Origin of the sequence: Corynebacterium sp. CCM 9203 (genome assembly GCF_041357675.1) — a bacterium.
Taxonomy (GTDB): Bacteria; Actinomycetota; Actinomycetes; order Mycobacteriales; family Mycobacteriaceae; genus Corynebacterium.
Window position 1 is genome coordinate 580,133 of record NZ_JAUERY010000002.1, and the last position, 24,630, is coordinate 604,762.

At 62.5% G+C, this 24,630-nt stretch carries 26 protein-coding genes and 1 pseudogene; 12 read left to right on the plus strand and 15 right to left on the minus strand.

Going from position 1 to position 24,630, the window contains the following annotated elements:
• Nucleotides 1-67: 67 nt before the first annotated feature.
• The 3 genes from QWU44_RS06020 to QWU44_RS06030 all read left to right on the plus strand — a co-directional run bounded on the left by QWU44_RS06020 (nt 68) and on the right by QWU44_RS06030 (nt 3,422).
• On the plus strand, nt 68-1,129 hold the full coding sequence (locus QWU44_RS06020) for an AbrB family transcriptional regulator (RefSeq protein WP_370914769.1): 1,062 nt from the start codon (nt 68-70) through the stop codon (nt 1,127-1,129).
• A 153-nt stretch (nt 1,130-1,282) separates the two neighbouring features.
• On the plus strand, nt 1,283-2,899 hold the full coding sequence (locus tag QWU44_RS06025) for an LGFP repeat-containing protein (protein ID WP_370914770.1): 1,617 nt from the start codon (nt 1,283-1,285) through the stop codon (nt 2,897-2,899).
• Between the two features lie 10 nt (nt 2,900-2,909).
• Nucleotides 2,910-3,422, plus strand: a complete 513-nt coding sequence (locus tag QWU44_RS06030) for a hypothetical protein (RefSeq protein WP_370914771.1) — start codon at nt 2,910-2,912, stop codon at nt 3,420-3,422.
• 76 nt (nt 3,423-3,498) lie between these two features.
• Here the strand turns inward: QWU44_RS06030 and QWU44_RS06035 are convergent, their stop codons facing one another.
• Nucleotides 3,499-4,092, minus strand: a complete 594-nt coding sequence (locus tag QWU44_RS06035; RefSeq protein WP_370914772.1) for a recombinase family protein — start codon at nt 4,090-4,092, stop codon at nt 3,499-3,501.
• Nucleotides 4,093-4,419: 327 nt separating this feature from the next.
• On the opposite strand from QWU44_RS06035, the gene QWU44_RS06040 reads away from it, so the two are divergent.
• The gene (locus QWU44_RS06040) at nt 4,420-4,719 is read left to right on the plus strand and encodes a hypothetical protein (protein WP_370914773.1); all 300 of its coding nucleotides are present in this window, start codon (nt 4,420-4,422) and stop codon (nt 4,717-4,719) included.
• 841 nt (nt 4,720-5,560) lie between these two features.
• On the opposite strand, the gene QWU44_RS06045 is transcribed toward QWU44_RS06040, so the two are convergent.
• From QWU44_RS06045 to QWU44_RS06080, 8 genes are all read right to left on the minus strand, one after another.
• Nucleotides 5,561-5,737 carry a hypothetical protein gene (locus QWU44_RS06045; protein ID WP_370914774.1) on the minus strand — a complete coding sequence of 59 codons (177 nt, stop codon included), beginning with the start codon at nt 5,735-5,737 and terminating at the stop codon, nt 5,561-5,563.
• Between the two features lie 23 nt (nt 5,738-5,760).
• On the minus strand, nt 5,761-6,210 hold the full coding sequence (locus tag QWU44_RS06050; RefSeq protein WP_370914775.1) for a hypothetical protein: 450 nt from the start codon (nt 6,208-6,210) through the stop codon (nt 5,761-5,763).
• A gap of 606 nt (nt 6,211-6,816) precedes the next feature.
• Nucleotides 6,817-7,224 carry a hypothetical protein gene (locus tag QWU44_RS06055; RefSeq protein WP_370914776.1) on the minus strand — a complete coding sequence of 136 codons (408 nt, stop codon included), beginning with the start codon at nt 7,222-7,224 and terminating at the stop codon, nt 6,817-6,819.
• A complete protein-coding gene (locus QWU44_RS06060) occupies nt 7,221-7,367 on the minus strand; it encodes a hypothetical protein (RefSeq protein ID WP_370914777.1) in 147 nt (48 codons plus the stop codon). Before QWU44_RS06060 ends, QWU44_RS06055 begins: the two co-directional genes overlap by 4 nt.
• A gap of 94 nt (nt 7,368-7,461) precedes the next feature.
• Complete coding sequence (locus QWU44_RS06065) at nt 7,462-8,265, minus strand: GNAT family N-acetyltransferase (RefSeq protein WP_370914778.1); 804 nt, start codon at nt 8,263-8,265, stop codon at nt 7,462-7,464.
• Between the two features lie 320 nt (nt 8,266-8,585).
• Nucleotides 8,586-9,437: an SDR family NAD(P)-dependent oxidoreductase gene (locus QWU44_RS06070; protein ID WP_370914779.1), complete on the minus strand. Its 852-nt coding sequence runs from the start codon at nt 9,435-9,437 to the stop codon at nt 8,586-8,588.
• On the minus strand, nt 9,434-11,110 hold the full coding sequence (locus QWU44_RS06075; RefSeq protein ID WP_370914780.1) for a DUF885 domain-containing protein: 1,677 nt from the start codon (nt 11,108-11,110) through the stop codon (nt 9,434-9,436). The genes QWU44_RS06070 and QWU44_RS06075 overlap by 4 nt, the downstream gene beginning before the upstream one ends.
• 29 nt (nt 11,111-11,139) lie before the next feature.
• On the minus strand, nt 11,140-12,213 hold the full coding sequence (locus QWU44_RS06080; RefSeq protein WP_370914781.1) for a TIGR00730 family Rossman fold protein: 1,074 nt from the start codon (nt 12,211-12,213) through the stop codon (nt 11,140-11,142).
• Nucleotides 12,214-12,284: 71 nt separating this feature from the next.
• Here QWU44_RS06080 and QWU44_RS06085 point away from each other — a divergent pair, with 71 nt between their 5' ends.
• The 3 genes from QWU44_RS06085 to QWU44_RS06095 all read left to right on the plus strand — a co-directional run bounded on the left by QWU44_RS06085 (nt 12,285) and on the right by QWU44_RS06095 (nt 15,654).
• Nucleotides 12,285-13,046 (plus strand): NAD-dependent deacylase, encoded by a 762-nt coding sequence (locus QWU44_RS06085; RefSeq protein WP_370914782.1) that lies wholly within the window; start codon nt 12,285-12,287, stop codon nt 13,044-13,046.
• Nucleotides 13,043-14,497 (plus strand): phytoene desaturase family protein, encoded by a 1,455-nt coding sequence (locus QWU44_RS06090; protein ID WP_370914783.1) that lies wholly within the window; start codon nt 13,043-13,045, stop codon nt 14,495-14,497. The genes QWU44_RS06085 and QWU44_RS06090 overlap by 4 nt, the downstream gene beginning before the upstream one ends.
• A gap of 77 nt (nt 14,498-14,574) precedes the next feature.
• Nucleotides 14,575-15,654 (plus strand): hypothetical protein, encoded by a 1,080-nt coding sequence (locus QWU44_RS06095; RefSeq protein WP_370914784.1) that lies wholly within the window; start codon nt 14,575-14,577, stop codon nt 15,652-15,654.
• Here the strand turns inward: QWU44_RS06095 and QWU44_RS06100 are convergent.
• The 4 genes from QWU44_RS06100 to QWU44_RS06115 all read right to left on the minus strand — a co-directional run bounded on the left by QWU44_RS06100 (nt 15,645) and on the right by QWU44_RS06115 (nt 18,361).
• Complete coding sequence (locus QWU44_RS06100) at nt 15,645-16,190, minus strand: gamma carbonic anhydrase family protein (protein WP_370914785.1); 546 nt, start codon at nt 16,188-16,190, stop codon at nt 15,645-15,647. The genes QWU44_RS06095 and QWU44_RS06100 overlap by 10 nt on opposite strands.
• A complete protein-coding gene (locus QWU44_RS06105; RefSeq protein WP_370914786.1) occupies nt 16,178-16,753 on the minus strand; it encodes an HAD family hydrolase in 576 nt (191 codons plus the stop codon). The genes QWU44_RS06100 and QWU44_RS06105 overlap by 13 nt, the downstream gene beginning before the upstream one ends.
• Nucleotides 16,754-16,899: 146 nt before the next feature.
• On the minus strand, nt 16,900-17,766 hold the full coding sequence (locus QWU44_RS06110) for an EamA family transporter (RefSeq protein WP_370914787.1): 867 nt from the start codon (nt 17,764-17,766) through the stop codon (nt 16,900-16,902).
• Nucleotides 17,767-17,779: 13 nt separating this feature from the next.
• Complete coding sequence (locus QWU44_RS06115; RefSeq protein ID WP_370914788.1) at nt 17,780-18,361, minus strand: nitroreductase family protein; 582 nt, start codon at nt 18,359-18,361, stop codon at nt 17,780-17,782.
• A 104-nt stretch (nt 18,362-18,465) separates the two neighbouring features.
• Between QWU44_RS06115 and QWU44_RS06120 the strand changes: the two genes are divergently transcribed.
• The 3 genes and pseudogenes from QWU44_RS06120 to QWU44_RS06130 all read left to right on the plus strand — a co-directional run bounded on the left by QWU44_RS06120 (nt 18,466) and on the right by QWU44_RS06130 (nt 20,345).
• On the plus strand, nt 18,466-18,948 hold the full coding sequence (locus QWU44_RS06120; protein WP_198735193.1) for a MarR family winged helix-turn-helix transcriptional regulator: 483 nt from the start codon (nt 18,466-18,468) through the stop codon (nt 18,946-18,948).
• Nucleotides 18,945-19,519 (plus strand): annotated as a pseudogene (locus tag QWU44_RS06125) (DNA-3-methyladenine glycosylase). The gene QWU44_RS06120 and the pseudogene QWU44_RS06125 overlap by 4 nt, the downstream one beginning before the upstream one ends.
• A 40-nt stretch (nt 19,520-19,559) precedes the next feature.
• Nucleotides 19,560-20,345: a glycosyltransferase gene (locus QWU44_RS06130; protein ID WP_370914789.1), complete on the plus strand. Its 786-nt coding sequence runs from the start codon at nt 19,560-19,562 to the stop codon at nt 20,343-20,345.
• Between the two features lie 369 nt (nt 20,346-20,714).
• Here the strand turns inward: QWU44_RS06130 and QWU44_RS06135 are convergent, their stop codons facing one another.
• Nucleotides 20,715-22,466, minus strand: coding sequence for a gamma-glutamyltransferase family protein (locus QWU44_RS06135; RefSeq protein WP_370914790.1), 1,752 nt, complete (start codon nt 22,464-22,466; stop codon nt 20,715-20,717).
• A 70-nt stretch (nt 22,467-22,536) separates the two neighbouring features.
• Between QWU44_RS06135 and QWU44_RS06140 the strand changes: the two genes are divergently transcribed.
• Both QWU44_RS06140 and QWU44_RS06145 read left to right on the plus strand, forming a co-directional pair.
• Nucleotides 22,537-22,773, plus strand: coding sequence for a hypothetical protein (locus QWU44_RS06140; protein WP_370914791.1), 237 nt, complete (start codon nt 22,537-22,539; stop codon nt 22,771-22,773).
• A gap of 41 nt (nt 22,774-22,814) precedes the next feature.
• On the plus strand, nt 22,815-23,147 hold the full coding sequence (locus tag QWU44_RS06145) for a hypothetical protein (protein WP_370914792.1): 333 nt from the start codon (nt 22,815-22,817) through the stop codon (nt 23,145-23,147).
• Here QWU44_RS06145 and amn read toward each other — a convergent pair whose 3' ends face one another.
• Nucleotides 23,148-24,587 (minus strand): AMP nucleosidase, encoded by a 1,440-nt coding sequence (gene amn / locus QWU44_RS06150; RefSeq protein ID WP_370914793.1) that lies wholly within the window; start codon nt 24,585-24,587, stop codon nt 23,148-23,150.
• Between the last annotated feature and the right edge of the window lie 43 nt (nt 24,588-24,630).

The following is a 24,630-nucleotide window of genomic DNA, read 5'->3' on the forward strand; positions in this document are numbered from 1 at the left end:
ATCCGTACGGTTCAACGATGGGCACAATGGACGGTGGAAACCCGATGACCGGCGGAGAGGAGAGCCCGTGCACGCCCCGCGCATCGACCGCCGGTGGCTTGCCGTCGTACCGTCGACGCTGATCCTCGGGTGGGTGTTCACCAGCATCGGTCTGCCCGCGGGCTGGGTGATCGCCTCGATCCTCGTCGCCGCCACAGCAGCCGTCGCCACCGGCCGCAGCATCAATCTCTCCGGCCCCGCGTCCCGGGCGGCCCGCGCGGTGATCGCCATCCTCGCCGCGGCACCGCTCACGGCCACGCCCGCTACCCAACTGGTGAATTATCTCATCCCCGGGCTCGTCGTGTCCGCCGCGACCATCGGGATCGGTGTCACCGGCGGTCTGCTCCTGCACCACACGCACCGGGAGATCAGCCGCTCGACGGGTGTGCTCTCCATGCTCGCCGGTGGCGCCTCCGTCATGCCGTTCCTCGCTCGGGACATGGGCGCCGACTACCGCTACGTCACCCTCACCCAGTACCTCCGACTGCTGGCCGTGATGCTCTCCCTGCCGCTCGCCGCGATGCTCATCGGCTTCGACACCCACCCCACGGCCGACACGACCACAGACTTCTCCCGGATCGGCCTGCTCATCCTCCTCATCATCATGGCTGTGGGGCAGCCCGTGGGGACCCGGCTGCACATACCCGCACCATCGATACTCGGGCCGATGCTGCTCACCGTCCTCGCCCACACGCTTCTCGACGACCGCCTCACCCTCGCCCTCCCCGGAGCCGTCACCGCAGTCGCGTTCATGGCAATCGGCTGGATGGCCGGCGGGGCACTATCCGTCCCAGCGCTGAAATCCTTCGCCCGGACCCTGCCCGCCACACTGCTGTTCATCACCGCCCTCATCGCCGGCTGCGCCGCCACCGCTCTACTACTGACCTGGTGGCTCGACATCCCCTACCTCGACGCGTACCTAGCGACCAGCCCCGGCGGACTCGAGACCGTCCTCATCATCGCCGACGAGGCCGACTCCGGGCCCGCCGTCGCCGCGGTCCAGATCATCCGACTGATCGGCGTACTGATCCTCGCGGGCTGGATGCCGCAGGTACTGCACCGGATCGCACGCGTCCGCCACCGGGACTGAACAGGCTGGACGATAGGCCAGCACCGTATGACCGCCGCTGGTCGAAACAACAGCCCGGCGGATCCGCCGGGCGAACCGGTGATGGCCGGCGTTCGCGAAACTCTGCCGTGAGAAGCATAAAACTGCTACGCTGCAAGACAGCTAGCTCCACCCATGCACGACAATCGATGCGTACAGAGGAGTCTAGAACCATGCAAAAAACCAGGACGCTTCAGCACGATCCTTGGCACACCTTTACTGTCAATAACCTTGTTGCCGCAGTCCAATGCTGCCCCCTCACATTTTTCTTTTACCGAAGAGAACGGCGCTGAGCTATCGGTCCAGCCCCGTGCAGACAACCTCAAACCAACCGAACCTGGATTCGATAAGAACGAAATATCAAACAGCTCGGGAGAGGGGTGGCACCCTACGGACAACCCGAACCCGGAGCTACGGCCCGGCGAGATGAGGTCAGACCGAGAGTCCATCCCCGGTGGCTTCACAAAAGAAGAAGCAGACAGAGCCGAGATGCAAGAAGCATCCGAGAAGCTCTCGATGCAGCACGGCAGGCGAGTAAAACGGTCAGAACCGGTGAACTGCCGAACCTACTGGCCAAGCCCCTACAAGGTTTGTGGAGGCATTCGAGAGAAATATGATTCCCTTGGCGGCCCCAGCAGCTTCTTGACGTGGCCAAAGTCAGATGAGCTAGGGGTTCCCGATGGAGTGGGGCGACGCAATGAATTCATCAATGGGTTCATCTACTGGCATCCGGAAACCGGCGCGCATTCAGTCACAACCCACTTCTCGGTTGTTTGGGCGAGGAATGGTTGGGAAGCTGGCGACATGGGCTACCCAACTAGCGATGAATACGGGCTCCCTGACGGCACAGGAAGAAAGCAAGACTTCCAGAGGTCGCACATCTATGGTTCATTGCAGGGACTAGCTTCAATCAGTGGAGAAATCTACGACCGCTGGCAAGAGCTAGGAGGCGAACACGGACCGCTCCAATATCCCACTGGGGACCAAACAAAAACACCCGATGGTGTAGGTAAATTTAACCGTTTCTTTGGCGGAATGATCTATTCTCACCCCAGCTTTGGAGCCCACGAGATTATGGGGCTTCCCCTGCTGATCTGGTCCGCACGCGGATACGAAAACTCCGAATGGGGCTACCCCACTGACTCCCCGACACAAGACACCGAAGCCCCCATCTTAACAAAACAAAGCTTCTCTAAGAAGAAAATGGATACCAGGCGCCTTATAGCAGAATCCGGGGATAGCTCTGTAATCGGGAAAGAGGTTAATAACCTGGTAATCGAGCTTCTAGAAGCAAACGGTATCCACGTCCCCAAGGATAATCCTTACGGATACCGAGAAGAAAATACCAGGCTCAAACGAGCATTAAGTCGGTGCCCACTCCCAGACTCTAGCCAAAAACATTATGGCGGCGTAAGCATCCCCTTCAACTACGACTACTGGGGGTGTATTGATGAAGCTAAATCGTGGGAACACTACGGACGCCATGATTACTGCACACACTCCCCAAACCAATACCCAGCAATTGGTCAAAATGCTGAATTCAGTGGAGCATGCGCGCGACATGACATATGCATGGACAGAGCTGACCGAAATGGCCAAGGTTATTGGGACTGCAATGAGCGCCTCTACCAAGACATGGAAAAAGTATGCAGCAACGTCTACACAGCAGTAGACCCAAGACACTACAATTGCCGAGACTTCCGCGACGCCTACTGGCTGGCCGTGACTGGCACCCATCTCGATAATCTCTAGGAGTTGAAGTTTGTTTCAACCTATCCAGTTTCTTTTCGGCACAACATGGTTTGTGATACTTCCAACAGCAATCGGAATAGCAATCATTGCCAGGGAAATGAAAAAACGGGAGAAAAGAAGTGAATTACGAAGCATTATAGGCCCAGCATTCACATCCTACCTCCTTGGAATTATCACTGCCGCACTATGGCTTTCATGGAATGATTATCACTCCATCAGCGACACATTCCAAATACGGCCTCCGGCCGAAGTGTCTATTTGGCAAGTTATAGCTTGTGGGATAACGCTTGCAATCTGTTCAGCATCACTTTCCAAATATAGGGCATCCAGAAATGGCGAAGCAATCCTTTTCTCTCTCCTACTGGCATCGGGCCTATCCACGGTAATGTCATTCGGGGTTTCTTTTGGAGTTGGTGCCCAAGAGGGAGTCGGTGTTATCTTCAGCTTCATGGGAGCGATCCTTGTATCCGCGGTATTTGGACTAATTGCACGGGCAACCGTAAAGTCCGATTCCCCCAAGTGATCTCCAACAGACACAGTTTGAGCTCAACACACTCCATAGAAAAGTCGATAGATACCGAAAGGACTGTTATCGGTCGTTACCCGGCCGGGTTACCGCCATTCCCCGTCGCTCGCCACTTCTTCGCAAACCTGCTGATAGTGGAGGGGGCGACACCCATCAGTGCTGCGATCTCGGCCTGCGTGTGCTCGCCGCCGTCGATGAGCGCGCCGATGTGCCGCTGCTGTGCGGCAGTGAACTTGCTCGACCGCCCCCGGAGGCGACCTTTCTCCCGGGCGATCGCAAGCCCTTCCCGGGTCCGCTGACTGATCAGGTCGGCCTCAAACTCCGCGAACGTCGCGGTGAGATTGAAAAACATCCGGCCGAAGGGATCACCCGGATCATAGACCGTCGTGCCCATCTGTAGCCGGGCCTCCCGGTCTTGAAGCTCGCGGGCGATCTCGGCGGCGTCGGCCACCGACCGCGCCAACCGATCTAGCTTCGTCACCACAAGGGTGTCCCCCGCCCGGGTCGCGGCGATCGCTTCTTTCAGCCCCGGCCGCTCACGGTTACGGCCCGTATATCCGTGATCGACGTATATCCGCGCATCCTCGATCCCGAGATCCCGCAATTGCTGCTTCTGTGCTCGCAGATCCTGCTTGTCGGTGGAGCAACGCGCGTAGCCGATCAACATACTTTGACAGTCTCCTAAGAACGCCCCGTGATTGCCGATAAGGGGGGTAGGGGCAATACATTAGCGCAATAGACTAATGCACGTATCGGTGCTGGCGTGGCCACCGATTCCCACGCGGCTACGGAGCGTGCGTCAGAAGATCGTCAAACGCACGGCCACCACAGCCGCACCCCGTCGATCAGGTCAGCCACAGCGCCAGACCAATCACTACCCCCAATGACCAGCAGGAAAAGTCCGGGAGTGAAGATCGGTCGTCATCCTCAGCAGTGGTTGGTGCATCTACTTTCACAATCGCCACACATACATAAGTGCATGTCACTACTATGGATGATTAGCACCCCCTTCACCATAATCAGGAGGTACACCAGCATGCACTTAGACAGGGCATCACCACTAGTATATTCAGTGAACGATGGAATCATGGCTGTTTTAGCACTAATTATCATCGCCATGCACCTCATAGTTTTTGTAATTCTCCTTCGCGATCGCCGAGACCTGAAGCACACAATCATCTTTGGACTCATCGTGCTTTATATTCCAGTTGCAGGCCCCATAGGGTATCTGCTCTGGCGAGACCGTGAACCACAAAAACAGGCGCTCAGCAGAAGAAATATACACCGTAATTAAGCGGCATTCACATCAAAAAGAGCAGTGTCTAGGTAAAACCGAAGTGGTTTTACCTAGACACTGCATAGAAACGTAGCTAGAGAAGGTGCGGTAGCCTATTACATCCGCCGGAATTGACAACATGACCGCGACTATTGCCGACTGCAAATTGCGTTGCACTGCGTGTACTCCAGGAGATCGGACCCCAGGGAGTGGGGGCACCACGCTTAACAGTCACATTACACAGGAAACTGGCCTGGTTACCAGAGACATACGAACCGGTCTTCTCGGTAGTGACCTGAGAAAAGAGATCATAGTTCCGAGTGACATTACACGTATGGGCGAGAACGCGATTAACTCGACCATTACCGACCTCGTAAATCCCAGTCACTTGCGTCTCCATAACTTTGACATTGATGAAGGTGACGTAGGTGCGGACACTGATGTATTTGGTAGACGTCCCCCAGCTAGAACGCTCCCGGGACGTCGTGACCCTCACATCCCCCTGTTCTTCTGAAACGGAATTGTCAAACTCAGATTCAAATCCCCCTTTAAGGTACTCGGCAAGACGTTGCTTTTCTTCAACAGTTAGCTCCGAGAGTGCCTTAAGGTTCTCAGCCGCGACAGCATCACCGCCATCTGCAGCATCCTCAAGGTTTGACACAAAGCTCGAGTACGTTGGGTCGGCGATAATCTCCTGGTTAGCAAGATTTTCGGTGCTGATCGTCTAATGCAACAACCACCAGGTGTGCTCAGCAGTTGCACGAAGTACGGAATAATACCCCTATCATCACACCCGCTACTACACCTACACAGAATGAGTAAGGCCCCCAGGAAAATCAAAACCTGGGGGCCTTACCTTTTACGACGATTTTTGTTCCTTACCAACATCCCACAGAAGATACGTGATCATCACTGCGCCGACCGTACCGGCCACAAGCCGGTATCCGGAAAACCATAATACTGCTTCAATTATGGCCACGACAAGCATGAAGGCAAGAAACAGATAAAATTTCTGGTTTTTAGAAAGACGGTTCACAAATCTCCTTCCTGAATTCTTCTTTACTCAAAGCATTGGGACCTGACACCAGCGACACCAGAAATAACTTCGACCAAAGTCCAAACCGCGCCACCGGCATGGCGCGCAGCCTCGACGCTCCAGCCGAGCTCACCCAGTCGTTGCGCCGCCTTCCGAGCACCGCCCAGCGCCTTGATTGCTTTCCTCATTTTCAGGATCTTAGCTGCCGGAATTGCAACAGTAGCAAGCGCCCAGGCACACCCCCAGAAGCTTGCTCGCGGCATGGCAGCAATTCGCACTGCAAGCCATTCGGCGACCGCTTCATCACCCTGCGTGATGACTTCGTCCGGGATGGACTCGATGAGATGCAGGTAGTCGGCTGCATCCTGTTCAGAAACGAAAGGCAGCGTGTCCGAAGCATTCACACCTGTAACCGACTGAGGCTCAGCAACCGCGTTTGGCGCGGTAACGAACGCCAATGGCAGAACGAGCATCAGGGAAGACGCTACGATTTCCGGGTAAATCTCATTGAAATCTCTCCTTGCCCCTACTGGTAAGGATCAATATCTCACAATATGCACAGGGGGAATACGTGCATTACTAACCAAACTGTCCAAATGGGAAGACTATCCCCTTATGGCAATCTATACCAGACAAAAATTTTTCGTCAACAGGATTAGCTAAATGGGGGTATATAAAGATACCCCCTCGCAATCTGCTACCCCCAGGCACACAGTCACGCGACAGCCACACTGGCACTGGTGAGAGTGTAGAACGAACGCTGTAATACCGTCCTCACGCTCAATCGCCGACACGGGGTACCCCGTAGGCGTAGCCCCCTCACAACCACCACTGTCACGCACTAGAAAACAGCTACAGCGCGCACACCAGACCCACACCAACACCAACACCAACAGAACAACACTGTTATGTTGTTGCGCTAATGGGGCACAGCCCCCACAAACCACGCCCTATCCGTAACCACGCCCGCCCCGCCGGAAAAGCCACGCACATGCCCCACTAGGCATCTGGGGGTCTAGGTCTAAAGAACCTCCGCTAAAGCGGAGGGGGAACCGTATACCGCTGACGGCGTTGCCGTTTTATTTCCGCTTCAGACCCCCGCGCCTAGCTTGCATCCCAAGGGTCTGCCGAATCTGTCTAACCCGCCGTTCACGCACCCCGAACTCGGCCGCGATCTCCTTAGTGGAGGGGTCCCGGTCAAGGTCCACACGCCACTGCAGGATCATCGTGCGCACCTGTCCTTCGAGCGCACCGCCTTTCCACTGCCGCTTCTGATTGGCTTTTTTCAGGGGCTGTAGCGCCGCCTGCGCATCCGGGCGACTCCGGTCAGCCCAGCGCCGCTTATTGGTCGTTTCAGCCCCTCTGCGGCCCATCGTCGCCAACGCCTTACGCCCTGCACTGGTCTGCCGCTGAGTGGAGAACTGCCCCTTACTCGCGGAGGTCTTACCCGACACGACGTATCCCCGCACACGGCATGCCATCGTCATGAGGTCACGCACCGGAGGCATAGAGCCCCCTCACGGCCATCCCCACCAACCGCCTGAGCAACCTTGTAGGCACGCTCGTAGGCATCAATGATCAAACTGTCCTTCAGCGGTTTGCCCTCGGTGCGCAACCGATGCGCGGTCACCAGCGCGTGCCGGAACGCCGTCTCATCGCGGGGCGGTGACGGAAGTCCTTATGCCGGGCCCCATCACCAAATCACTGACCGGACAGTGGGTATTTCAGTCACTATTCCGTTCCCAGACGAAGGGAGTGGTTGTCGTGATCTTCATCAACCCGGCCCTCTCCAGAATCGGACGTGAATCCTCCGTGCAGTCAGCCTGCAGATATCGGTAACCCCGGCGCTGCGCGGAGGAGGCCCGTGCTGCGGTGAGCGCGCGGTACAGACCTCGACCCCGATGTCCCTCATCACAGGCACCACCCCACAGGCCGGCAAATTCAGTACCGGCCACAAACTCGGTTCGCCCGGTACACACGGTTCCGCCCCCAGGTTCACGCACCACCCACAGTTCAAAGCTGCCCGGATCACTGACAGAGCGCGACACCAGTTGGTCGGTGAGGCGTTGCGCCTCTTCGACAGGCGCGCCGAAAACACGCTGGACCAACGACTCGGCCCCCTGGATATCGGTGGGGGAACCCACCTGGACCAGACTGTATCCATCCGGGAGTGGGCCCGCGGCCTCAATCACCGCATCAGCGGGTCCCGCCATCACCGTTTCAGGCTCCTTTTTCTGAAAGCCACCTGATGTCAGCAGATTCTCGAGCCCCTCCAGATCATCGTGCTCCCGTGTTTTCCACTCGACACTGTCCACGCGCCCGTCGGCGGTGAAATGCTCTCGGACGAGTTCAATCAATGCGGGTAAATCCACCTCCGGCGGGATGGAGCGGTAGGTGATGAAAGCGTGGCGATGCACATACGTGGCCACCCACAGAGGGCCTATCCTGGTGACCTCCGGCGCGTCCGCGACTTCAGCTTCGGTACGAAGTTGATTGTCGTAGAGTTCGAGCATCTCATCCCTTGTCATGGGGCGTGAGCCTAGCACCATCATTGACGGCGATTGGCGGTTCCATGCCCCACGCCGGTGTTGAAATACCCGTTCCAGTTCACTCTGTCCCGGTGCACAGTTGAGCACGGCACAGTGACGCATGAGATGGGCGCGGAAGCGATGCCACGAACCTGACCACGGGAACGCCGTTCGTCCGAAGTCGTCGCAATGTTCCATCAGTTGTGGTCCGTGGTCCCCTCCTGGATCCCGTCCGGCCGCCGCCACGACGGGCCCCGACGGAGACCCTGTGGATCCATCCGGCGGGCGTTTGCCCGGGATGTGTCCAGTCTCAACCCCGGTCACAGCCCGACGCGGTGGGCGGATTCCTCCCAGAGTCGCCGGGCGATCTCCTGATCGCAACTGCCGGGATAGTCCGGTCCCTTCTTCTTTCCGATGTAGTACCCACCGGGGATGAAGTCGACGCCGACGGTTCCGGTGGCCAACCGGACGAGGCGATCGGCCCCCTTGTCGGAGCTGCTCAACGCCATGCGGATCAGCGGGTTGGTGTAGAAGAACTCGAGGCGTCCCCCGGTCCCGGAGCCGAAGTTCGAGGCGATGACGCCGGGGTGGAAGGAGACGCCGTAGATGCCCCGGTCGGCGTGGCGGCGGGACAGTTCACGGGCGTGGATGATGTTCATCATCTTCGAGTCGCCGTAGGCCTTCATCGGGTCCCAGGGCCCGTCGGCGTTGTCGAGATCGTTCACGTCGAGTTTTCCGTAGTACTTCGCGGCGATCGAGGCTGTCCCGACGACGTACCCGAGTCCGGCGGCGAGGTTGTCGGCGAGCAGTTCGGTGAGCAGGAACGGCGCCAGGTGGTTGACCTGGAGGGTGAGTTCGTTGCCGTTCCCGGTGACCGTGCGCTCCGGTCCGAAGACTCCGCCCGCGTTGTTCGCCAGAACGTCGATGCGCGGAGCGATCCGGCTGATTCCGTCGGCGAGTTCACGGACCTCGTCCAGGGATGAGAAATCAGCGGTGAAGTGGGGCGCACCGATCGCGGTGGCGACGAACCGGGTCTTGGCAGGGTTCCGGCCTACGACGATGACGCGGTGCCCGAGATCGGCTAGTTTCCGGGCGGCGGCCGCCCCGATGCCATCACTGGCTCCGGTGACAACGATGGTGCGGGGTACCTCGACGAGGGGAGGTCGGCTCATCGGTTCACGCCCCCGTCGAGAGCGTCGAGCACGCAGTCGCGCAGGATACCCATGGGTATCGAGCCGAGAGCGAGGGCTTCGGCGTGGAACTGCGGGAGGGTCATGCCACGGTCGAGGGCCTCGTCGCGGAGCTGCTGCCAGAGGCGCTGGCCGAGGGCGTAGGACGGGGCCTGGCCGGGCCAGCCGAGGTAGCGGTTGAGCTCGAAGTCGAGGTTGGGGCCCGCCATGGCGGAGTTGGCGCGCAGGAACGACGCCGCGTACTCGGCGTCCCATGTCCCGCCGTCGGGGTTGGTTTTGCCGAGGTGGACGCCGATGTCGAGGACGACGCGGGCGGCCCGCAGCCGCTGACCGTCGAGGAGCCCCATGCGGGTGGCGGGGTCTTCGTGGTGGCCGAGGTCGGCCATGAGTTGTTCGGCGTAGAGCGCCCAGCCCTCGCCGTGCCCGGAGTTCCAGCAGGCGACGCGGCGCCAGAGGTTGAGGTTGTCGGATTCACAGAGGGTCTGACCGATCTGGAGGTGGTGGCCGGGCACACCCTCATGGAAGACGGTGGTGAGTTCCTGCCAGGTGTGGAACACCGTCTCGCCCCTGGGTACGGACCACCACATGCGCCCGGGTCGGGTGAAGTCGCTGCTGGGCGGGGTGTAGAAGATGCCGCCTGTCCCGGCGGGGTCGATGCAGCATTCGATGGTGCGCACCGGTTCGGGAATGGTGAAGGCGGTTCCGTGGAGATCAGTGATCGCCTGGTCCGCGGTGGCCTGCATCCATTCCTTCAGTGCGTCGACGCCGTCAAGCCGGTAGCGTTCGTCGGCGTTGAAGCGGCCCATCGCCTCCTCGACGGTGGTGCCCTCGCCGAAGCACTCGACAGCGATGGCCTCCTGCTCGGCGATGACCTCGGCGAGTCGGGTCAGTCCCCATTCGTAGGCTTCGTCGAGGTCGACGGTGGTACCGACGAATTCGCGGGAGAAACGCTCGTAGCGCTCACGCCCGACGCCATCCTCGACGGAGGCCTGCGGCAGGAGAGTGTCGCGCAACCAGGTCGCCATGACCCCGAAGGCGTCACGGGCACGGACGAGCTCCGCCTGGTTGGTGTCGATCCCGATGCCGTTGAGCGCGGAATCGGGGCCGGCGAGGTCCTCGCACTGGGTGATGACCTGTTTGACCTGGCGGCGGGCGGCAACGTGCCCACGCTCTGCTGCGAACAGGAGGGAGGCGCGGTGACCGTCGAGCGCGCGGGGGACGTGACCGAGCCGGGAAATGACGGCCGCACGAGCATCAGGGCTGTCAATCGGCATGATGCTGAAGGTATCGCGGATCCTCTGGACCGGGGACGCAATGTTGTCAAGCTGGCGTATGTCCTCGCCTGCCTCGTAGAGTTCGAGCCGCAGACCGAGGCGGTCTCGCAGGACGGCGGCGGTGACGCGGTCTATATCGTCGAAGTCGACATCCCCGTCACCGGCGGCGGTCTTCTCGAGGATGTTGACCTCGTGGAGCATCCGTCGGGAGCGTTCGGCGATGGCGTCGTGGTGCTCAGGGGAGAAGTCCTCCATCTCACCGTTATATTCGGTGAACCCCCATTCCGTCGCGGACAGCGGGGACAACGCAGCGAGATCATGGACGAAAGTCTCGCAGGCGAGGTCGAGACGGGATGGGGGCCGGAAGTTCTCTGAGCTCATACCATTCCAGTGTAGCGACGCCGGACTGGTCAGCCGCAGAGCTCGCGGTTCTCCCACTTGGTACCGGGGGCACGCCATTCCGCGAGTCTCCCGAAGAGTTCATCGGGATCATCGGTGACGATGAGCGAGTCGAGATAACGGTGTTCGATGAAACCTTCAGTGGACATCCGCTCCAGGGCGTTAACAAGTGGGCTCCAGTAGTCATCAGCATTGAACAAGACGATGGGGCCGGTACCCGGGACGAGCTGCTGGCGGGTAAACACCTGGAACAGTTCCTCAAGGGTTCCGGCACCGCCAGGCAGGACGATGAACGCGTCGGCGAGTTCCTCCATGCGGGTTTTTCGTTCAGCCATCGTCTCGACTACTTCAAGTGATGAGAGTCCGGCGTGCGCGATCTCCAGTTCGACGAGGGAACGGGGCATCACACCGATGGCCTTTCCCCCCGCCTCGATAACAGCGTCCGCGACAACCCCCATGAGTCCGACATCACCACCGCCGTACACGAGGTCGATATCCCGTTCCGCGAGAGCACGTCCGATGGTCTTGGCTGCGTGAGCGTACTCGGTACGGGCACCGGGGGCCGAGCCGCAGTAGACGGCGGCCCGATGGATCGGCGGAGTGAGGTGCATGACCATCGTTCCGGGGCAGTTGTCACAAGCGAGGGACTCGAAGCCGAGGCGTGCGTAAAGACGCCGCGCGGGATTGTCGTGCTCGACGTAGAGGGAGATACCGGGCCAACCGACATTGCGGCCGTGTTCGACGACAGCGCTGATAAGGGTGGTACCGATACCGGCTCCCTGGAAGTCATCGTCAACGCTGACGGAGAGTTCGGGTATCTCCGGCGCGACGTAGCCGTGGGAGCGGATGAAGGCGGCCCAGACGACACCCGCAGTGCGCCGTTCCCCGGTGACCGGATCGGGCATCTCAGCGACCATGCCGATGTCGCCTCGTTGGGGGGTGAACTGCAGGTACGGGGATAGTCGTTCGTCGGTGGTGTCCGCCTCCGCACCGATATTGTGGATCGTCGCCCACTCACGGAGAGAGTGGTCGTCGACGGTCATGGGCCGCAGAGTCACAGGACTGTTGGAGGCGTGTGCAGTCATGCGCTCAGACTAGCAGCAGTGGAGCCTGGGTATCCTTGTGCACGCTTCGATCACGGTCGTACGCTGGGGCTGTGAATGGTCCCGAGGATGCAGCAGTGACGCTGGCGCGTGACGCCGCTCGTGTCGTGGTGTTCACGGGAGCGGGGGTGAGTGCGGAGTCGGGCCTGGATACGTACCGCAACGACGAGTCCGGCCTGTGGGAGCGGATCGATCCGGAGGCGATGGCCAGCATCGACGCATGGCGTCGGGATCCGGAGCCAATGTGGTCCTGGTATCTGTGGCGGGCACATCTGGCACGGGCGGCGGAGCCGAATGCCGGGCACCGGGCGGTCGCGGAATGGGGCCGACTGCGAACGGTGACGGTGGTGACGCAGAACATCGATGACCTGCACGAGCGGGCCGGAAGTGAGAACGTCGTGCACCTTCACGGCAGCCTCTTCGAGTTCCGGTGCACGGAGTGCGCGGCCCCGTTCGAGGTCGATGGTTTTCCCGCGGTGCGTGAGCCGCGGATGACGCCGCCCGCCTGCCCGCGGTGCGGTGCGGTGGTGCGGCCGGGGGTCGTGTGGTTCGGGGAGGCGTTACCCGCCGCGGAGTGGGAGCGCGCCGCTGACGCGATGGCGGGTGCCGATCTGGTGGTGATCGTCGGTACGTCGGGCGTGGTGCAGCCGGCGGCGTCGCTGCCGCTGCTGGCGGTGGAGGCGGATGTCCCGGTCCTGGAGATCACCCCGGCACCGACGGAGCTGACCCGGTTCGCCGATGTGAGTTGGTTGACGACCGCGGCGCGGGGCCTACCGTTGCTCGTCGACGCCGTCCGTACCCGGGGAATCCCGTGAGTGCGAGGGCGTTCGTGGTCGGGTCTGGCCCGAACGGGTTGGCCGCCGCGATCGAGCTGGCGCGCGCGGGATTCCGGGTGACGGTGCTGGAGGGTGCCGCCGAGATCGGTGGCGGTTGCCGGAGCTCCGAGCGGCTTGTCCCAGGCATGATCCACGATGATTGTGCGGCGGTGCACCCACTACTCGCCGCCTCACCGTTCTTCCACACCCTTGAGCTGGATGTAAAGCTGGTTCATCCCGAGGTCCCGTTGGTACATCCATTGTCGGGTGGGGATGCCGTGGTCCTGCACCGGAGCTTGGAGGCGACGGTCGCGGGACTCGGCGGGCGAGAGGGCCGTCGGTGGCGGAGGCTGTTCGCCCCGCTGGTGCGGCACGCGGACGCTATCGCTGATCTGACGTTGACCCCCCTGCCACGGGCGCTCGGAAGGCACACGGTGATGGGTCCGCGGTTCGGTGCGCGGGCGGTTCCCCCGGCCACGGTAATCGGTGGGTTTCTCGGCGGAGAGACCCGGGCGGCGGCGTTGTTCGCCGGTTTGTCCGCGCACGCATTCAGCCGGATAGACCGACCGTTGACCTCCGCAGTCGGCCTGATGATGGGGATGACGGCACAAACCTGGGGCTGGCCGGTGGTTGCCGGTGGTTCAGGAAGGTTGACGGAGGCACTAGCCGACTATGTGCGGGAATTTCACGGCACGGTGCACAAGGGCGTGACGGTGCGCCGGTTGGGTGATCTGGCAGAGTTCGGTTATCGGGGAGCCTCTGCGGGCGACGTCGTGGTGTTGACGACGACTCCGGCCCGGGCCGCTGGCCTGCTTGCCGGGTTGCAACCCGTCCGGAGGCGCCGACGTTACCGGCGTTTTCGACACGGAGCTGCGGCGTTTCGGGTGGATCTCGCCGTGCGCGGCGGGGTGCCGTGGATCAATCCGGATGCTCATCGCGCTGGAACCCTGCATCTGGGCGGGACCGCTGCGGAGATCGCCGCCGCCGAATGGGCCACCGCTGCGGGTCGTGCGGTGGAACGTCCCTTCGTGCTGATCGGTCAGCAGTATCGGGCCGACCCGTCGCGGTCGGTGCGGGTGGACGGTGAATGGTTACACCCCGTGTGGGCGTACGCGCACGTCCCCTCCGGCTATCGGGGTGACGCCACAGAGGCGGTGATCTCCCGGATCGCGGATCACGCCCCCGGTGTGCGGGATCGGATAGTCGGTGTGTCGACGCGGAATGTCTCGGATCTGGAGTTGTACAACCCTAACTACGTGGGTGGAGATGTCGCGGGGGGTGCGAATTCGCCACGGCAGATGATCGCACGTCCGGTTCTCCGCCGTCCCTACGACACCGGTGTCGCGGGGGTTTTCCTCGGGTCCGCGTCCACACCCCCTGGAGGTGGGGTGCACGGGATGGCCGGTGTCGCTGCCGCCCGACGAGCGGCGCAATGGACCGGACTAATATAGACTAATCTGTCTATATTAGTCCGGTGAAAAAGGGGGTTTATTAGACAGTTCAGTCTGTCTTTTATAGACTCGCGCCCATGAGTGGTCTGGCTGTATCAACGCACACCCCGGTATTCCGTCGCCCAACCATACCGACGGCACGCTGCCTGCACCATATGATGCGTGGCCGACTACTGATCCGCGGCGACCTCGTCTCCGCGACCGGACTCTCCCAACCCACAGTGACCCGCGCCGTCACGAGTCTCATCGGAGCAGGACTCATCCGTGAACGTCCTGACCTCGTACAGGCGACTGGCCCCGGGCGTCCGCGCATCCCCCTGGAAATGGCACCCTCCCCGTGGGTCCATATCGGAATAACGACAGGTATCGACGGCGGAACCCTCCTGAGTTTCTTCGACACCCGTGGACGAGTACTCCGGGAGACCGCGGTGTGTGCAGGCCAGGACCCCGAGGACACCACTGAACATCTCATCGCAGGTATCCACCGACTACTGTCCGGGATGACATTCCCCCTCGCAGACATCGGTGTCGCCACCGAGTCCCCGGAGGACGGAACCCTCGGCGAACGTCTCACCGCCGAGTTCGGCGTACCGGTCACCATCGGGGAACTCACCGCCGCACTCGCCGCGGCGGAACTCCACACCACGGAAACCACCGCCGATCCCATCCTCATCATTCATCTCGATCACGGACTCACAGTGGCAGTTGCCGACGACAGTGGAGTACGCACCCACCCCGTCGACTACACGCTCGGCGCGAAAGCTCTCGCCCACCGACTCGCCGCAGCGGGAATAACCACCGCCGACGGAAGTCTCGGCTACAAAGGACTGCTCCCGTCAACATCACCCCAGCCTCAGGAACTCCGCTCGCTTCTCGACACCCGGGCGCACGACCTCGGCAAGACCGTCGCACGGCTCACCCGGGACACCGGTTCCGGAACCGTCGTACTCGCGGGCCCAGGTTTCACGATCGACCCGGGTGGATACCGGGAACTCGCAGCAACGGTCAACCCCTCCGTCAACAAAAATGTGGCGATTCGGATCATTCCCGACACCGTGACCCTGTCCCGTGCAGCGGCGCGAGCAGTGGCACTCGACCGGTTGCTCTCCGACCCGACCGCGGTCCGCACCACACTCGCCAGCCATGCTCAGAGGTAACGCACCTCATCGAGATGCAGCCGCTGATCCGACTGCCCGCGCGCAATGTCGATGTAGCGGCCCGCGTGCGGGATGAAGGACCTGGACTGCTCCTCCGACAGCTCCCGGCGGACCTTCGCCGGGACACCGGCTGCCAGCGACCGGTCCGGGATCTCCTGGCCCTCGAGCACAACGGCACCGGCCGCGACAAGCGACCCCGCACCCACCCGCGAACGCGACAACAAGGCAGCCTTCATCCCCACCAGCGTCCCATCCCCCACCGTCGTACCATGCAAAAGAGCCATGTGACCTGCGGTCACATCATCACCCAGGGTGCACGGCGCATCCGCGTCGACGTGCATGACACAGTTGTCCTGGATATTCGTCCGTGCACCGATCCGGATCGCATTGACGTCACCACGCAGCACACAACCGTAGAACACCGACGAATCAGGGCCGATCACCACATCTCCGATAATGGTGGCGTTCGGCGCGATGAACGCCGAGGCGTGGATACGCGGCGCGACGCCGTTGAACGGAAGAATCAGTGGTTCCATTCCACCAGTCTGCCCGTGACCTCCACCGCCCGCATCCCGAACTCCCGGGCGGCCGCCACATTCACCGGATTGTCGTCAAAGAACAGGACCTCGCCCGGCTCCACACCGAGCGCAACGCACGCCGCCCGGTACGCACCGGGATCGGGCTTCGCGACACCGATGTCACAGGACATCGTCACCGCATCGAAACGCTCCAGCCACGTGTGCCGCGCACGGACCCGTTCCGCGAGAAACGTCGGGATGTTGCTCAGCAGGCCAACCCGGTGCCCAGCGTCGATCAGCTCCCCCACATACGCCACCGCGTCGGCGTCCTCGTCCAACCAACTGGCAATGTCTGCCTCCACCACCGCGTCAACGTCGAACGGCGGCAACTCGAGCGTCACCCGGATCCGCTCCCAGTACTCCTCCGGCGTCAACTCACCCGCATCAAGCGGCCCCCGCAACTCCCAGTACACCGGCCACAGTCGGTCATCCGTACCCACAGCATCCTCGATGGCACGCAAGTGGGCATCGGTCTGCGTGGTCAACAGGACACCATAGAGATCAAAGAGATACGTCTGCACGCACGCCAATCTACCGCCGCAAACGGTAGGCGCGCTTCGGGCTATTCGGGTTCTCGGTAGTGGGCACAATCAGACCCCGCTCCTGCAACAGACCTCAACAACCACTATGCAACTAGATAACTTGCCTAGTTACCCACCCGCCACCTTCACGCAGCCACCGCTTCCCGTTTCCGGGCCCGTGCCCCGACAACCTGCGCAACGATGACCGCACCGACAACCGCCACCGATCCCACACCCTGTACAACCGTGAAGCGTTCTCCGTTGAACAGCACCCCCAGCACCGTCGCGGTCAGCGGACTGATCACACTGAGCAGGGAAACACTCACGGCGTCGAGAAGCGCCAGTCCCCGGAACCAGAGCCCGTAGGCGATGAGCGCACCGACGACCGTCAGATACATGTAACCGGCGATATTGGTTCCCGTCAGATGATCGGGCAGGCCCTCGAACAACAACAGAGGGGTCAGGGCCAGGCCACCGAACGTGAGCTGCCAACCCGTCACCGCCAACTGCGGCACCCCCTCTGGCCGACCCCACCGCTTAGCCAGCACCAGACCCGTGCCTGTGCACACCGTGGCCGCCCCCGCGGCAAGAACCCCCTCCATGTTCAGTGCCGTCCCCGGGGAGACCACGAGCGCCGCAACCCCCGCGACCGCCACGAGTCCGGCCCCGATCTGCGCCTTGTACACCTTCGACCCCAACAACACGGGGCTCAGGCCCATCACCACCAGCGGCGCAGCGCTGGTCAGCACCGCAGCGATTCCACCGGGCAGCAGATAGGCCGTGAGGAAGAGGAGGGCGAAGAACGCCCCAATGTTCACCACGCCGAGCACGATGGCTTTGATCCACCAGATGCCCTTCGGCAGCACTCGGAACCAGGCGAGCAGAATCAGACCGGCGGGCAGGGCACGCATCACACCCGCGAGGATTGGACGGTCGTCCGGGAGCAGTTCGGTGGTGACGATATAGGTGGTTCCCCAGGTAAACGGGGTGATGGCCGTGAGGAGGAGATTCATAACCAGTTATCTTCTAGTACCGTTCGTTGACCCGACGCGAGGCGTGACGACCCGGATGCTCGGGAGCGTCCGCACCGTATCCCATGGCGATGACCAGCGCGATGACCCGGTCGTCCCGACCGCCGATACCGATGGCCTCCTTCACCTTCTCCTCATCCCACCCTGTTGTCGGGCTGGTGGCCAAACCTTCACCGGCGGCGGCGACGAGTGCAAACCCGGCGACGAGCATCGCATCCCGCAGCGCTGCCTCCCGCAGTTCCTGCGGGGTCTTGAGACTGTTGAACTTCTTAACCATGGCGCGCGCCTGACCGGAGAGGATCTCCTCGGCATCCTCCGGCAAGACCTCGACACGCCCAACAGCCACAAGGACAACCGGAGCGTTGATGAACTGGCGCTGACCGGAGGCGTCGACGAGCGCCTGCCGAATCTCCGGGTCCCGGATGACGACGAGATCACGCGTCTGGGCGTTGAACGCACTCGGGGCTTCGAGGGCCTGGTGGACGACGCGGTCGAGAACCTCCACTGAGATGTCATCGGGAAGGTAGTTTCGGACGGCTCGGCGGGTGGCGATGGCCTCGGCGACGGTACGGGACATGGTGACTCCTAGTTAATTATTCGATATCGAAGTGTTCGACGCCAGACTAACCTCATGTAAGATTCATGTCAAACACTTCGGCGTCAAACAGTAAGGGGATGGCAATGGCCGACCACATCGACCAAATCATCGACCAATGGCGCACCACCCGCCCCGACCTCGACCCCGCACCGATGCAACTTCCTGCCCGACTCCAACGCCTCGCCCGGGCCGTCAGCGACCGTGTCACCGACAACCTCACCCAGTTCAACCTCGAACGATGGCAGTTCGACGTCCTCGCCACACTCCGCCGCACTGATCGAGCACTCACGGCCGGTGAACTCTGCACCAACTCCATGATCTCCGGCTCGGCGATGACCAACCGCATCGACAAACTCGAAACCGCTGGCCTACTCACCCGCTGCACCGACCCCGACAACCGCCGCTGCGTCCGCATCACACTCACCGACACCGGACGCAAACTCGTCGACACCGTCCTCCCCACCCACCTAGACACCTGCCGCGACACCCTCGCCGGACTCACCGACGACGAACAGGCAACACTTGTCCACCTGCTCCGCAAAGCACTCGCGGCCCACACCGAATGATCGACTTCGCACAGCCCGCCGACCACGTCGCCCCACTGCTCCTCGGCTGCACCCTCACCACGCAGGCGTCACCATCCGACTCACCGAAGTAGAAGCCTACCTGGGAGAACAGGATGCAGCCTCCCACGCCCGCTGCGGGAAGACACCGCGCAACGCCGCAATGTTCGGCCCACCCGGCCGCATGTACGTATACATCTCCTACGGCATCCACCGGGCCGGCAACATCGTCTGCCACCCACCCGGTGGCAGCGGCGGAATACTCCTCCGCGCCGGCGAGGTCATCGACGGCCAAGACACCGCGCGTGCCCGGCGCGGCCCGACGATCCCCGACACCCGCCTCGCCCAGGGACCCGGCAACCTCGGCCGGGTACTCGCTCTCCACATCGACCACAACCACTCCCCCGTCTCCAGCTCCGGGATCGACAGCTTCGTCCTGAAAGACCGCGTCCACGAGCCACACTGGACAACCGGCCCCCGGATCGGCATCACCCGCAACACCGACGTGCCCCTACGCTTCTACATCCCCGGCGACCCCACCGTCACCAACCCCCGCGGACGCGCGCGACACTGACCTACATCGAATACCACACGATCCACGTTAGTATCCGGGCATGGAGCAACTGCAACCCGAAGCCGTCACCGTGCTCATGGGCGTATCCACCACCACGCCCGCCGACCTGATCAGCACCACACTCGCCAGCCTCACCAAGCAGTCCCTGCGCCCCACCCACATCATCGTCGCCGCAGACGCCCGCCTCCACCCCAGCGTCGAGAAGCAACTCACCTCCCCCGAAGCACATAGCATGGGCATCCTCTACACCGTCGCCGACGAACCTGACCCCGCCGCCGCACTCAACACCGGCCTCGCCCACGTCACCACCGAATACACCGCACGCATCAACCCCGGCGACATCCCCCACCCCGACCGACTCCGCCGCCAACTCGACACCTTCCATCAACGACGCGTCGACATCCTCGGCACCGCCGTCATGGAACTCGACCACACCACCGACGCCACCGACTCCGTCAGTCTCCTCGGCGCCGACCTCTCCGTCCGGACAATGCCCAGCTCACACACAGAAGCCACCCGGCGCCTCGAACGACGCAGCCCAGTCATCGAAGGCACCGCCATGGCCCGTACCGCCACCATGCGCAACGCCGGTGGATACCGTGGTGGCGGCCACGAAGCCGACCGGGATCTGTGGGTCCGCATGATCGGGGCGGGCGCCCGGGTCCGCAACCTACCCACCCCCCTGACCTGGCAGCGCATCGACATCAGCACCGGCCCCGAGCCGAGCCGCGCAGACAGGCGGGCCGCGAGTCGGAGAGTCCGCGACACCCTCGACGAGCAGGGCCTGCCCCGGAAAGGGTTCTGGCGGAGGTTGTTCGGGCGCTGAATGCCCTTGACGAACCGGGCGGACGTCGACAAACCCCGCCCTGGATGGGGCACCCGAACTAACCACTGTCCCACCACTGACGTGGCACACCCCGGTTCTAGGGGCCTCCATGCGTCGTCACTGCGTGCAAACATCATCGCGCAGACAGGAAAACCCAGGTCGCCTGCTCCACCAGTGCGTGTTAACACGCACTGACGATCTACAGGTCCACTACCGGCAGTGCCACCACCCCGCACCCAGCCCGTGATCCAGGATCTTCGTCACCACGTGCAAAGACGACCCGCACAGCCGAAAAACCCTGGATGGACCCGTTGCCAGTACGTGTTAACACGCACCAGTGAGAAAACGCCTACCTCCGGCCAGGAGGGATTACTCTCCGCCGACGGTCCCTTCACGTCGCGGATCAGCCCCACCACTGATCCGCCCGTCGGGTCGTACTGCAAGCACGGCGGCACCGCTCGGTTGGTCGGCGAGCTGCACGCGGTGGCCTCGGGTCACCAGGTCGTCGACAAGCGCCCGGGCCGTACCGTCCTCCGCCGAGCCGATCAGGGGATGTTCACCACCAACACCCGTGACGCGGGTGTTCCGCGCCCCGAAGTTCGGGGCATCCACCGCCTGCTGGGCATCGAAGCCCCAGTCGATGAGGGCGATGAGGATCTTCACCACGTACTGAATGATCACCGCGCCACCCGGCGCCCCGACCACGGCGCGTAGATCGGGGCCGTCGAACACGAGGGTCGGCGCCATCGATGAGCGCGGCCGTTTGCCGGGTTCCACGCGGTTCGCCACGGGACGCCCGTGGATGTCAGCGGGTTCGGCGGAGAAGTCGGTCAGAGTGTTGTTCAGGAGGAACCCGCGCACCATGTGGAAGGACCCGAATCCGATCTCGATACTCGTGGTGAGGCTGACGGCGTTGCCTGCGGCGTCGATGACACTGACCTGGCTGGTCCCGTACTCGGGCAGATCTCGTCCGGCGGCGAGCCCGTTCGTGGGGAGACCGGGTTCAGCGGTGCCCATGGTCCGGTCCGGGTCGATGAGTGCGGCGCGTTCCCTCAGGTAGTCACGATCAAGCATGTCGGGTAGTGGATATCCGTCGGCGATGAACGTGTCCCGGTCCGCGTAGGCCAGTCGCTCGACCTCACTGATGAGATGGACGAGGTCTGGCTGGGGCACCCCGTCGGGGCGTAGGCCCGCGAGATCGTAGTGTTCGAGCATCCCGAGGATTGCGGCAACCGTGATACCACCGGAAGAGGATGGCGGCATCCCGGCGAGACGCAACCCCCGGTACGTCGACCACAGTGGCTCACATTCGATCGCCCGGTATTCGGCAAGGTCGGCGAGGGTCATGAGTCCTGGTGTCACGCTTGTCGACGCCCGTCCCACCCGCTCCACGATCGCCTCCGCGAGCTCCCCGGTGTGCAGCGCCTCTGCCCCGTGTTCCGCGATGAACGCACACGTTCGTGCATAGTCGGGATTGGTGAGTACGGTCCCCTCCGTTTTCGCTTGGCCCGCGTCATCGAGGAAGTAGCGGGCAGCGTCGGGGCAGCGGGAGAGGTCGACCTTGGCGTCATCGATCGACGCCCAGAGGCGGTGACTGATCGGGAAACCCTTCCTTGCTCGCGTAATCGCCGGGGCGATCAACTCCGCCCAGTCCGTACGCCCGAATTTCCGGTGTGCCAGTTCGAGTGCGGCAACGGCACCCGGGATACCGATGGAGCGCCCCGAACGCAGGGCATCCGGTACCGGGGGCCGGGGATCGTCGGCACCGATTCTGGTCAAATAGGTCCCGGTTGCCGCAGCGGGTGCGGTCTCCCGACCGTCGAACGCCGTGACCTTCCCACTTGCTGCATCGAAGTGCAGCAGGTAGCAGCCACCACCGATGCCGGAGGACTGCGGTTCGGTGAGGCCGAGCATGAATTGGGCGGCGACAGCGGCATCAAGAGCTGAACCACCATCCGCCAGTACCCCCACCGCGGCGTCCGTGGCGTAACAATTCGCCGTCGACACCGCATAGGAATCAGTGAGAACCTCCACCATTCCGTCGCGGTAACCGGTCGAGATCTCCGGACTGGTCGTCGCGTCACGTCCACCGGAGGCAGAGCACGAAGAGCGTGAGGGCATAGCGGGATTGTATCTTCCGCCATTTACCAGACTGTTATTATCAACGAATCCAACCAGCGACCAAAGGAACATGATGAAGCTACGCCGTACCCTCGCCGCCGCCATCGCCGCCTGCACGATCAGCACCGCAGTCGCAGCTCCAGCCACCGCCAATCCACTCGCGGCACTGTCCTCCCAGATCAGTGCTCCCTCCAGCCATGCACCAGCCCCGGGAAGCCCGGAGGCACAGATTCAGGCTGTCCTCGGGACGATCTTCTTCCTCCTCACCGGGGGTATCTTCGGCTCCTCCGGGGTCGTTCTCCGGTAGAAACGAACCCATAATCCGGTTCCCTATTTGAGGAGTTACCGATGTCCCTTCGCCGAATCATCGTTTCCGCCGCCACTGCGGGAGTCCTCCTTCTCGGTCTCACCGCACCAGCCAGCGCCACTCCCTGGCCCACGCCGGAACCAGGCAGTCCCGAACACCGGGACTCCCGGGAGATCCTCGACACCGCCGCTTCGGAGCTGAGCTCGTACACCTCGTCGAACTACGAGACGATCATCCGCGACATCTTCTTCCCACCCACCGATGGACGCACACCCGCCTGGGCGCAGACCTCCATGCTCGGCCTGGTCGCCAGTGGTGCTCTGTACGAGGTCACACAGGGCCTGTTCGGTTCCTCCGGGGTCAACCTGCGCTGATCAGCGCATCGGCACTTCCCCGATCGTGCGGCGCAGTTTCCTGGTGTGCAGTTTCTCGGGCTTGGCGGCGAGTTTCTCCATGGCGCGCATCGCGCAGATGAGGTGCGCCTCCTTCGATGAGGAGTAGAACGCCTGGGCACCGGCGGGCAGCTTGGGCACATTGTGCAGCGGGAGATCGGAGACGCTGAGCAGCGTGCCGTAGGGAATCCGGTAGCGGTATCCGTTGGCGGCAAGGGTCGCTGACTCCATGTCGACGGCCACCGCCGTGGAGCCACGCAGGATCCGCCACAGATCCCGCGGCGTGTGCCATTCCCAGTTCCGGTCGTCGGTCGACATGACCGTACCGGTGCGCATGAGTGACTGATTGTCGCCGTAGACCGCGTTCACCGACTTCTCCAGCGCGCGCTGCACCTCGGGCACGGCGGGAATCGGGATGTCGAGGCCGATCCGGTCGTCGAGGATGTGATCCCGGCGCTGGTAGGCGTTGCCGAGAATGAGGTCGCCGATGCGCATGCGACCGTCGAGACCCGCGCAGTGGCCGATCATGATCCAGCACTCGGGCCGGAGAACCGCCAGGCAGTCGGTGATCGTCTTGGCGTTGGACGGCCCCACCCCGATGTTGATGATCGTCACTCCGGTGTTGTCCTCGGCCGCGAGATCGTAGCGCGGCATCTGGCGTGACGACAGCCCGAGCAGTGTCTGCAGTTCCACGCCGTCAACCTCCCCGCGCCGGAGTACGCGACCGTCGTTGAGGCGGAGCTCCGTGTAGCGGGATTCGGGGTTCGCCAGCTCCGACAGTGCGTATCGGACGAACTCGGTGGTGTGCATGGCGTAGTTCGTGAACAGGATGTACTTCTGCACACCCTCGACCCGGATGCCGGTGTAGTGCTCGATGCGTTCACAGGCGATGTCGAAACGCTGCGGTGAGAAATGGAACAACGGCATCTCGGAATCCTGGAACACGTCCCAGGACCCGTCGATGATCCCATCGTGCACGTCGTCGAGGCTCGGTCGCGGGATGACCCCCGCGTCATCGTGGACACGCGGCGGTGGTGGGCAGTCGGCGGGAAGGGAGAGGTACTCCGGCGGGATACGCACCTCCGACGGGCCGGTGGAAATTGTGCACGGATAGTTGGTGGTCAGACGATCCAACTGCTCCGTCAGATAACGCCGCATGAGCCGGGGGCGGGAGATGGTCGCGGCGTAGCGTCCCGCCCGGTCGACGTAGCCGAAGGGTTCGGTGCGGTCGATGGGGCGCCAGGACTTCACCTCGACGATGAGCTTGGGGTAGACGACGCCGGTGTAACGGCTGTAGTCGGCCGACCCGGCCGCTCTGTCACCTCCGTCCCCGGAGTTCAGAACCTCGCAAGCGAGTTCCACAGCATCGTCGTAGCGCCTGATCAGGTCGTCGACTGCCGCTTCGACCGAGTCATGCGTCATCCATCCGGTGGGCGTGTCCGTTGACCGTGTCTCCATGCCGCCC

Coding starts and splice junctions, on each gene's coding strand:
- QWU44_RS06040 (WP_370914773.1), top strand. CDS start 4,420: ATGATTAGCACCCCCTTCACCATAATCAGGAGGTACACCAGCATGCAC.
- QWU44_RS06130 (WP_370914789.1), top strand. CDS start 19,560: ATGGAGCAACTGCAACCCGAAGCCGTCACCGTGCTCATGGGCGTATCC.
- QWU44_RS06075 (WP_370914780.1), bottom strand. CDS start 11,110: ATGAGCTCAGAGAACTTCCGGCCCCCATCCCGTCTCGACCTCGCCTGC.
- QWU44_RS06065 (WP_370914778.1), bottom strand. CDS start 8,265: ATGACAAGGGATGAGATGCTCGAACTCTACGACAATCAACTTCGTACC.
- QWU44_RS06100 (WP_370914785.1), bottom strand. CDS start 16,190: ATGGAACCACTGATTCTTCCGTTCAACGGCGTCGCGCCGCGTATCCAC.
- amn (WP_370914793.1), bottom strand. CDS start 24,587: ATGACGCATGACTCGGTCGAAGCGGCAGTCGACGACCTGATCAGGCGC.
- QWU44_RS06140 (WP_370914791.1), top strand. CDS start 22,537: ATGATGAAGCTACGCCGTACCCTCGCCGCCGCCATCGCCGCCTGCACG.
- QWU44_RS06070 (WP_370914779.1), bottom strand. CDS start 9,437: ATGAGCCGACCTCCCCTCGTCGAGGTACCCCGCACCATCGTTGTCACC.
- QWU44_RS06025 (WP_370914770.1), top strand. CDS start 1,283: ATGCACGACAATCGATGCGTACAGAGGAGTCTAGAACCATGCAAAAAA.
- QWU44_RS06135 (WP_370914790.1), bottom strand. CDS start 22,466: ATGCCCTCACGCTCTTCGTGCTCTGCCTCCGGTGGACGTGACGCGACG.
- QWU44_RS06145 (WP_370914792.1), top strand. CDS start 22,815: ATGTCCCTTCGCCGAATCATCGTTTCCGCCGCCACTGCGGGAGTCCTC.
- QWU44_RS06110 (WP_370914787.1), bottom strand. CDS start 17,766: ATGAATCTCCTCCTCACGGCCATCACCCCGTTTACCTGGGGAACCACC.
- QWU44_RS06055 (WP_370914776.1), bottom strand. CDS start 7,224: ATGACGATGGCATGCCGTGTGCGGGGATACGTCGTGTCGGGTAAGACC.
- QWU44_RS06115 (WP_370914788.1), bottom strand. CDS start 18,361: ATGTCCCGTACCGTCGCCGAGGCCATCGCCACCCGCCGAGCCGTCCGA.
- QWU44_RS06095 (WP_370914784.1), top strand. CDS start 14,575: ATGAGTGGTCTGGCTGTATCAACGCACACCCCGGTATTCCGTCGCCCA.
- QWU44_RS06080 (WP_370914781.1), bottom strand. CDS start 12,213: ATGACTGCACACGCCTCCAACAGTCCTGTGACTCTGCGGCCCATGACC.
- QWU44_RS06050 (WP_370914775.1), bottom strand. CDS start 6,210: ATGCTCGTTCTGCCATTGGCGTTCGTTACCGCGCCAAACGCGGTTGCT.
- QWU44_RS06035 (WP_370914772.1), bottom strand. CDS start 4,092: ATGTTGATCGGCTACGCGCGTTGCTCCACCGACAAGCAGGATCTGCGA.
- QWU44_RS06120 (WP_198735193.1), top strand. CDS start 18,466: ATGGCCGACCACATCGACCAAATCATCGACCAATGGCGCACCACCCGC.